Raw genomic sequence first — 6,882 nt, 5'->3', positions numbered from 1 at the left:
CGACTGGATGTGGACGTACAATCACGACCGCCCGAACATGGCCCTGGGCGGATTTACACCAAAGCAACGGCTGGCCATGGCCGCTTAGTTTCTACTTCTGAGCCCCGTGGAAAACGGGGGGATTACCCTTCGAACAGGTCTTTTACTTTCTCGTGGTCATCTACGATCTTCTGCTCGCGCCGATCGATTTCCTCCCCAAGCACCTTCATCGTATGCCGCTGGTTGGTGACTAGGATCCAAGTCAATATGGTGAAGATGATGCTACCAACCACCACACCGGTGTTGATCCAAAACTGACTACCAATCCCCTCTGCATGCTTCATCTGTGTGGCAACGATGACCGTCGCCACTGGAATGGCTAACAATTGGCTCTGGATGTCGGAAAATGTCTTATGAATCTTCGCAGTAAATTCAATGTTCGCATCTTGAATCTCCCCCTTAATTTTGTCGTAGGAGAATCCAGACGCGAACAGCCGGTAGCCGTCACCGACCTTCTTAGACAGTTCGGCCATGTTAGCGAGCAGCGCTTCAAAGCGCTCACCAGCTTTCAAGTTTGAGGTGAGGTCGAATGTAGTGCTCGCTAGAATTTCGAGCTTTTGCGCTCGATGCATGTCTTCGCCAAACTGATTTAGGACGCTCTCTATCTCAGTTGAGAGCGTCGGCCTCAAAGATGCGAGGCTGTATCCAACAGGCACGGAAAACCGACCCTTATTTATGAAGATCAGCTCCTCTTTGGATTCATCCAAGTAAGCAGAGGCCTCCGCTAGCAACTTGATGAAGCCTAGAATGGCCTTGTAAGTAGCCAACAACGCAGGCGGGTCTTTTTCGCCTTTCAGATAGTTCTCAGATCGTATGTAGTAATTGCGCGGCTCAGACACGCGACCAGCATCAATGAGAGAGCTTAGGTCGGCAGCAACAATCCCTAGCCCTCGTCTTGGCAGATTGACTTCTAGCTTCAGCTCCGCCCCCACTGCAAGGGCATCGGGGTTGCCTGTCACTAAGGTCAAGCCTGTTTCATCCGGATCCTTCCTGAAAAGCTCCTTAGCAAGCGCAATTTGTCCCTCGTCCTTCAAGACCAATAAGCCGCCCGTCGCACCATCGAAGTCGATCGCGCGATAAAGGCTCACCAGCTTTTCAAAGGTGCCCATTTTCACTCGCCGGAATCTTCGTCTTCTTCCCTAAGCTTCTCTATGAGATCGAGTGGCAACCCTTTAAGAGTGATGCTCCGATCTGAATCGTTATAGACGATATCTTTGCTAAGCAACGCTCGGCGATCAAATTCCAACGTCCAGTGCGCGCTCTTTCCCCGGAAACTTACTAGCCCACGCAGGCCGCTTTTGTGTGGAACAAAGCCATCGTTGATTTCGAAACCGGATTGCGTGATCGAGTCGGCGAAGGCATCAGGATCACTCGGCCACATTGCGCGACTGAACTCCGTTATGTTCAACGGAATTGAATCATCGGCCATTCGCCTGCATTCCGCGTCGACTTTTCGCAGGAGCGAATCGCGCTGCGCCTCGGTAAGTGGCGAACCTTCGACTTCAACTGACAACACGAACCGTCGCATCGACTCAGTCAGGTGCTGTGTATCTAAGAGGTTGGAGATCGCGGTATCACACGCCAAAAAGGCCTTGAAGTAGTCCGCTACGTTCTTCGTTCCCTTTAAAAAACTTACGTAACGTTCCGCACCGGCATTCCACGCTGTCGCATCGATGCGACCAGCGAATCGAAATCCCTTGAGGTTCAAGTATTCCGCCGGTCTCAGGTTCTTGCCTGCACTAAGCGCGATGGCCTGCTCCTCAGTAATGAGGGCTATGAGAACGTACTCCACGCTGTCATGGTCAACGTGCGCAATAAAAATGTGCCCGCCAGTAGCGGCGGTTCGCGCAGTCTTGTCACACAGTAGCTTTGCCATCGCGGTGCTGAACTCATAGAAGGCAATTTCCTTATCAATCAGGTAATGCCTTGCATACACCTGCGAAGGTGACTTTTCTTCGTCACCGTCAAACTTACCGTGCGACTTCGAGTGGCGCTTTCGATACTCGACGTAGAGTGTATCCACTAGTCGCTGCGCGAGTTCCGATACCTCCATCTCTTCCTGACGCGGATCGATTGCCCCTGTCGCGTCCTTCTGCTCCTTCTTCAAGGTATGGACGATGACGTGCCTAACAGACGTTATGGGCACATATCCTTCAACCATGGATTCTTCCGGGGCATCCAAATTTGCTACCACCTGCATCTCCTTCGCTTAAGTCCGGCCTCACTGGCCACTTATCTCACTACCCGATGCCGAGCTAGATGACCAGCAGCAGTGTGACTGTAACCGCCCCTTCGGCTCACCGGCTGAGAACGTGCAACAAGACCGCGTTCTCCATTTTCCCTGAAAGCAAACAGCATGCCACTCTCTGCGGCAAGCACGCGCACGGCTCGGCCACATCCCTCCAAACTCGCATCAATAGGTATACGTTTTGACCGTGACCTGACGAACCACCAGAACTCACCTCAAATCGCCACCATCCATTCACCCTGAGGGATTCGTCCTGAGGCTTATCAGCGCGCGCCCCAGACCCGAAACCGCCTCACCCACATCCCTGCCGGCCCGGAAAACCCTGGCGCACCGGCCCTTGCGACCTCCCTGGTGTACTATGGGCAGCTAGCATCGCAAGTACCCGCCTATCTCGCGCGTCTCACACGGCCGTTTATCGACCGCCTGCCTCGCTCCCTTTCACGTACGAATCCCCCTTCACCCACGGGGATGGTCTTCTGGGAGAGCACATGCCCGGTCATTTGACCCGCAATCAGCGGGTGTCCATTGGTGGACACACTTACCGCTTGCGGGTTCTTAGCGAAGAACGGCAGTTTTCCGATCCGGACGGTCACCGCGCCAGGCTGGGCATTTCGCCGGCGCAGTGGAGTCAGTTTGGTCAGGTGTGGCCTTCGGGGCGCTTGCTTGCGCAGGCCATGCACCGCGTCGATATCTCGAACAAGCGCGTGCTGGAGCTGGGGTGTGGCATTGGGCTCGCTACCCTTGTCCTACAGCGGCGTGGCGCCGATGTCGTGGCGTCGGACATCCACCCATTGGCCGAGTCATTCCTTTCGTACAACGCCGCGCTCAATGAACTGGCGGCGCCCGATTACCAGCAACTACGCTGGGATGTACCGCTGCCGGCGCTGGGTCACTTCGATCTCATCATCGCCAGCGACGTGCTCTACGGCCTGGATCACGCCGAGCTTCTGGCCGGATTGGTCGAGCGACACGCGTTTCCGAACGCGGAAGTGATCGTGACCGATCCGGGTCGCAACCACAGTGAGCGCTTTAGCCGCCTGCTGGCAACGCATGGTTTCCAACTGGTCGAAGAACGCTGTCCGATGGACGACCAGGACAAACTCCCCTATCGCGGCAATCTGCTGCATTACACCCGTATCAAGGAAAACCCACTGGCATGACCAACCCCGGCGTTAAGGCAACGGCATCCGCCCATTGCTCAACATGCGATGCCCTTTGTTGTCGCCTGACGGTTGTGCTTCAACCTGAGGACAACGTTCCCTCCCACCTCACCACCTATCTCGACAGCGGCCTCCATGTGATGGCGCGAGACCAGGAGGGTTGGTGCGTGGCGGTGGATGGCAGTCATATGAACTGCGGTATTTATGAAAGTCGGCCAACGGTATGCCGCCGATTTGTGATGAACGGCCCTTATTGCAAGGCCGTGCGCGCTGAATACACCAAGTAATGGCGCGTATTCAAAGATGAGCTGAGCGCGTCGCCATTCCCGCGAAGGCGGAACTAGCAGCCATCGAGATCATTCTTGCGAAGTGTTTTTCAGCCGCCAGCGGCTGACCAGTAGCGCCTCGCGAGGATGACGAAAGGCTCAGAACTGGGTTAGCTTGTGTAAAAGCCATATCGTCGGGTCTTTTCCACAGGTGTGCTCTGTTGCTGAGCAAACCACCCTCCACCGTCATTGCTGCCTGAGAGAGCCCTCCTTTGGTAAAGCCCAATTACTCCTACGAAAAACGCCAGCGCGAACTTGCTAAGAAGAAACAGCAGGATGAGAAGCAGGCCAAGAAAAAGACTTCGCGCGAAGGTGCCCCGTCGGGCGGCACCGGGCACGGCCCGAGCACCGGCCAGTCGTGAGCGCCAGGCGCTAAGCCAGGCAATGGGCGCGCGGCCACGGCCGCTCGCCGATCACGACGCGCTTGAGGTCTAGAGGCGGGCGGGCGCGCAAAAAAAAGCCCGGCACAAGGCCGGGCTCTTTCTTAACGATGAGGCGAACTCAGATCATCTGGACCTGTTCAGCCTGCAGGCCCTTCTGGCCCTGGGTCACGGTGAAGGACACCTTCTGACCCTCTGCAAGGCTCTTGAAGCCCGAGGACTGGATCGAACGGAAGTGAACGAACACGTCGTCACCGCCCTTGTCACGGCTGATGAAGCCAAAACCCTTGGCGTCGTTGAACCACTTCACAGTGCCGGTTTCTACCTGGGACATTGATATAACTCCTTGGAACGGGTGAAGCCGCATAAATAGCGGCATGAACAAGCTGGTTACAAGGAGGAAGCGGGTGCAACGGTGTAGGAGCTTTCATCTACAGCATCGGGCCACAATTCATGGTGACCCTTGGAACTCAGCCCGCCCACAGTAGAGGTCCTTGCGCCAAAAAGCAAATACTAAAAACCGACTTGCAGTTCAGCCTAGCACAACAAAGGCACTTACTTTGCCCTAACATGCTCGCGCGCATGATATTTCTGCTGACTGGCGCAAGTAATTTCGATAACCGCCTGACACACCTCCTCGACGCCGCGCCCTCACCACGCGCCTACGCAAGGCGCCATCGTTCCTGCCACGCGGCAGCACCACTCCCTCATAAAAGGCGGCCCCACCCATGTCCCATCGCATTACGCCCCTATCGTTGGCGCAGATCCACAACGTCTATGCACCGACGGCCAAAGCACCGGATCCGGCACCCGGTGAAGCGGAGGCGGTCCATTACGCCAAGACTTCCTTCTCCGGGCGCGAACCCGGGCACCCTGGACACCCGCCGCCGCGACCGGAGTCCACCGGAACGCGGACCCGGCGCTAATTCGCCGGGGCGCACTCAGCCCGTGGCCGCGAAACTACCGGCCACGTTTGGGCTCGGAGTCCGGGTACAGCACGTCCGCCAATAGTGGCCAGCGCTCCATCGCGTTGAGCCACACCTCCTGGGCCTGGCTGTCGTAATAGCGGCTGGGATCGATACCTTCGACGTATTTCGCGTAGGTGTCGATATCGCTGGGCATGAGCTTGGAACGGTCGTTAGACATTACTTGCCCTCCATCCACACGCCGTCGGGCGTGTGAATCACGTAGCCATCCGGGGTGCGCAAGGTGACGGTGTTTTCGTTCTCACCCACCATGCGCGTCTGCGGCAAGTCGGTGGTGTACTGCTCCAAAGGCTGCGCTTCCGGCCGGAATGGGCTGTGCGCCACCAGGCCCGACAGCAACTGCGCCAAGGCGAGATAGCTGGTAGGCGTGTTCACCACAATGCTGTGCCCTGCCCGGTCTTTGCCCTCTGGCAGGCCAATCAGCTTGATGCCCACGGGAACGTGGATGATGCGCGGCGTGGGTATTTCACGCAGCCCGGCAATCTGGCCGGCATCACCGCGCAGGGCGGCGCCATGTTCTGGCACGAACACCAGCACGGCCTTGCGGCCGGAGTGCTGGACCAGATCGATCAAGCGGTCGATGTCGTCCATCAGCTTCTTCAGGCGGATGGGATAGGACTGCAAACTGGTGAGGTTGCTGCCGGGCAATCGATTGCCGTCGTGCAGGCTTACCGTGTTGTAGTACAGCGCCACCGGGCCACCGCCCTTGGCGGTGCGCGCCTCGTACCACTTCGCCAGCACATCGTAGTCGCCCGTCAGCGGCGAGCCATCGAACGCGCGCATGGCCACTGGCAGGCCTTCGATCGATTGCGGTTGAATGCCTGACGGGCCGATCTCGCGCTCCACCACGCCACGGAAGTCGTCGAAGTGGCCATCGTGATTCATCAGAAACTGCACGTCGAAACCGGCGGCAGCAAGGTCGGCGAACAGGTGGCAATCCTGCGGCGTGCCGCTGTACAGATCCTGGTGCGCTTGCTGGCCGCAGGAGGCCCGCAGCAGCCGAATGGCTGCGGGGCCACTGTAACTGGCGGCGCTGCTGAAATCCTTGAAGATGTAATCGAAGCGACTGAGCAGCGGGCTGTCGGTGGCGCTGGCTACCTCCAGGTCATCCCAGGACAGCGAACAGATATGGATAACGATGATGTCGAACTGCGCGGCCGGGTCGCTATCCATGGGAAAGAATGCCGCATGGCGATCTTTCTCGGTGTGATGGAACGTCGCCAGCTGCTGATCGTAGCTACCGGTTGAACTATCGGCGCCGGCGTTGGCCATGCCGGCATTCGCGCCACGGTTCGCCGCGTAACCCGAGGGCGCCGCGGACTTGGCGATCAAGCTGCCCACGCCCTGCCACAGCGGCAACACGATCAATGCGATCAGCACGAACGTGGTCACGCGCACCCAGCGATTGACCACGCCATACACCAGCAGCGCAACGATGGGGACGTACACCATGGCCGGCGTGAACGCCCTGCGCGCCAGCTCCATCATGTAGCCGGGGGTGAAGGAGGCCAGCCCGGGCAATTGACGCATGACATAAGCCAGCGGCGGCAGATTGGACTCGTGATAGATCAACGCCGCGCCGGCCACCACGGCCACGATCTGGCGCAGCACACGCTGCCAGCGTTGCCGCAGCGGCACGATCAGCCCCAACGCGAACAGCAGGTTGAGCCACCATACCCACTGGAGCGAACCCACCGAGGCAAGGTAGATCTTGGCGATGAAGTAGAGGTTCCACAGTCCCAT

Annotated in this window: 9 protein-coding genes and 1 pseudogene; 5 read left to right on the top strand and 5 right to left on the bottom strand. The window is 58.0% G+C overall.

Annotation, left to right across the window (positions count from 1 at the left end):
• A pseudogene (locus JHD67_RS16065) lies at positions 1-88 on the top strand (IS3 family transposase); the annotation flags it as partial.
• Between the two features lie 34 nt (positions 89-122).
• Here JHD67_RS16065 and JHD67_RS16060 read toward each other — a convergent pair.
• Together JHD67_RS16060 and JHD67_RS16055 are read right to left on the bottom strand one after the other, a co-directional pair.
• The gene (locus tag JHD67_RS16060) at positions 123-1,148 is read right to left on the bottom strand and encodes a hypothetical protein (RefSeq protein ID WP_199100244.1); all 1,026 of its coding nucleotides are present in this window, start codon (positions 1,146-1,148) and stop codon (positions 123-125) included.
• Positions 1,149-1,150: 2 nt separating this feature from the next.
• Complete coding sequence (locus tag JHD67_RS16055) at positions 1,151-2,233, bottom strand: nucleoid-associated protein (RefSeq protein WP_199100243.1); 1,083 nt, start codon at positions 2,231-2,233, stop codon at positions 1,151-1,153.
• 542 nt (positions 2,234-2,775) lie between these two features.
• Between JHD67_RS16055 and JHD67_RS16050 the strand changes: the two genes are divergently transcribed.
• The 3 genes from JHD67_RS16050 to JHD67_RS16040 all read left to right on the top strand — a co-directional run bounded on the left by JHD67_RS16050 (position 2,776) and on the right by JHD67_RS16040 (position 4,135).
• A complete protein-coding gene (locus JHD67_RS16050; protein ID WP_199100242.1) occupies positions 2,776-3,447 on the top strand; it encodes a methyltransferase domain-containing protein in 672 nt (223 codons plus the stop codon).
• Positions 3,444-3,734: a YkgJ family cysteine cluster protein gene (locus JHD67_RS16045; protein WP_199100241.1), complete on the top strand. Its 291-nt coding sequence runs from the start codon at positions 3,444-3,446 to the stop codon at positions 3,732-3,734. The genes JHD67_RS16050 and JHD67_RS16045 overlap by 4 nt, the downstream gene beginning before the upstream one ends.
• Before the next feature lie 251 nt (positions 3,735-3,985).
• Positions 3,986-4,135, top strand: a complete 150-nt coding sequence (locus JHD67_RS16040; RefSeq protein WP_199100240.1) for a hypothetical protein — start codon at positions 3,986-3,988, stop codon at positions 4,133-4,135.
• Between the two features lie 139 nt (positions 4,136-4,274).
• Here the strand turns inward: JHD67_RS16040 and JHD67_RS16035 are convergent, their stop codons facing one another.
• Positions 4,275-4,487 (bottom strand): cold-shock protein, encoded by a 213-nt coding sequence (locus JHD67_RS16035; RefSeq protein WP_199100239.1) that lies wholly within the window; start codon positions 4,485-4,487, stop codon positions 4,275-4,277.
• Between the two features lie 394 nt (positions 4,488-4,881).
• On the opposite strand from JHD67_RS16035, the gene JHD67_RS16030 reads away from it, so the two are divergent.
• A complete protein-coding gene (locus tag JHD67_RS16030) occupies positions 4,882-5,079 on the top strand; it encodes a hypothetical protein (protein ID WP_199100238.1) in 198 nt (65 codons plus the stop codon).
• Between the two features lie 34 nt (positions 5,080-5,113).
• Here the strand turns inward: JHD67_RS16030 and JHD67_RS16025 are convergent, their stop codons facing one another.
• Positions 5,114-5,299 (bottom strand): hypothetical protein, encoded by a 186-nt coding sequence (locus JHD67_RS16025; RefSeq protein ID WP_199100237.1) that lies wholly within the window; start codon positions 5,297-5,299, stop codon positions 5,114-5,116.
• Positions 5,299-6,882 (bottom strand): cellulose biosynthesis protein BcsG, encoded by a 1,584-nt coding sequence (bcsG, locus tag JHD67_RS16020; RefSeq protein ID WP_199100236.1) that lies wholly within the window; start codon positions 6,880-6,882, stop codon positions 5,299-5,301. Before bcsG ends, JHD67_RS16025 begins: the two co-directional genes overlap by 1 nt.

This window comes from Dyella sp. ASV21 (assembly GCF_016428975.1).
Lineage (GTDB): Bacteria > Pseudomonadota > Gammaproteobacteria > Xanthomonadales > Rhodanobacteraceae > Dyella.
This window is presented reverse-complemented; position numbering and strand designations above follow the sequence as displayed.

What these genes read in the sequence shown, in the direction of transcription:
- JHD67_RS16060 (WP_199100244.1), bottom strand. Translation starts at nt 1,148, where the DNA reads ATGGGCACCTTTGAAAAGCTGGTGAGCCTTTATCGCGCGATCGACTTC.
- JHD67_RS16050 (WP_199100242.1), top strand. Translation starts at nt 2,776, where the DNA reads ATGCCCGGTCATTTGACCCGCAATCAGCGGGTGTCCATTGGTGGACAC.
- JHD67_RS16045 (WP_199100241.1), top strand. Translation starts at nt 3,444, where the DNA reads ATGACCAACCCCGGCGTTAAGGCAACGGCATCCGCCCATTGCTCAACA.
- JHD67_RS16035 (WP_199100239.1), bottom strand. Translation starts at nt 4,487, where the DNA reads ATGTCCCAGGTAGAAACCGGCACTGTGAAGTGGTTCAACGACGCCAAG.
- JHD67_RS16030 (WP_199100238.1), top strand. Translation starts at nt 4,882, where the DNA reads ATGTCCCATCGCATTACGCCCCTATCGTTGGCGCAGATCCACAACGTC.
- JHD67_RS16025 (WP_199100237.1), bottom strand. Translation starts at nt 5,299, where the DNA reads ATGTCTAACGACCGTTCCAAGCTCATGCCCAGCGATATCGACACCTAC.
- bcsG (WP_199100236.1), bottom strand. Translation starts at nt 6,882, where the DNA reads ATGGGACTGTGGAACCTCTACTTCATCGCCAAGATCTACCTTGCCTCG.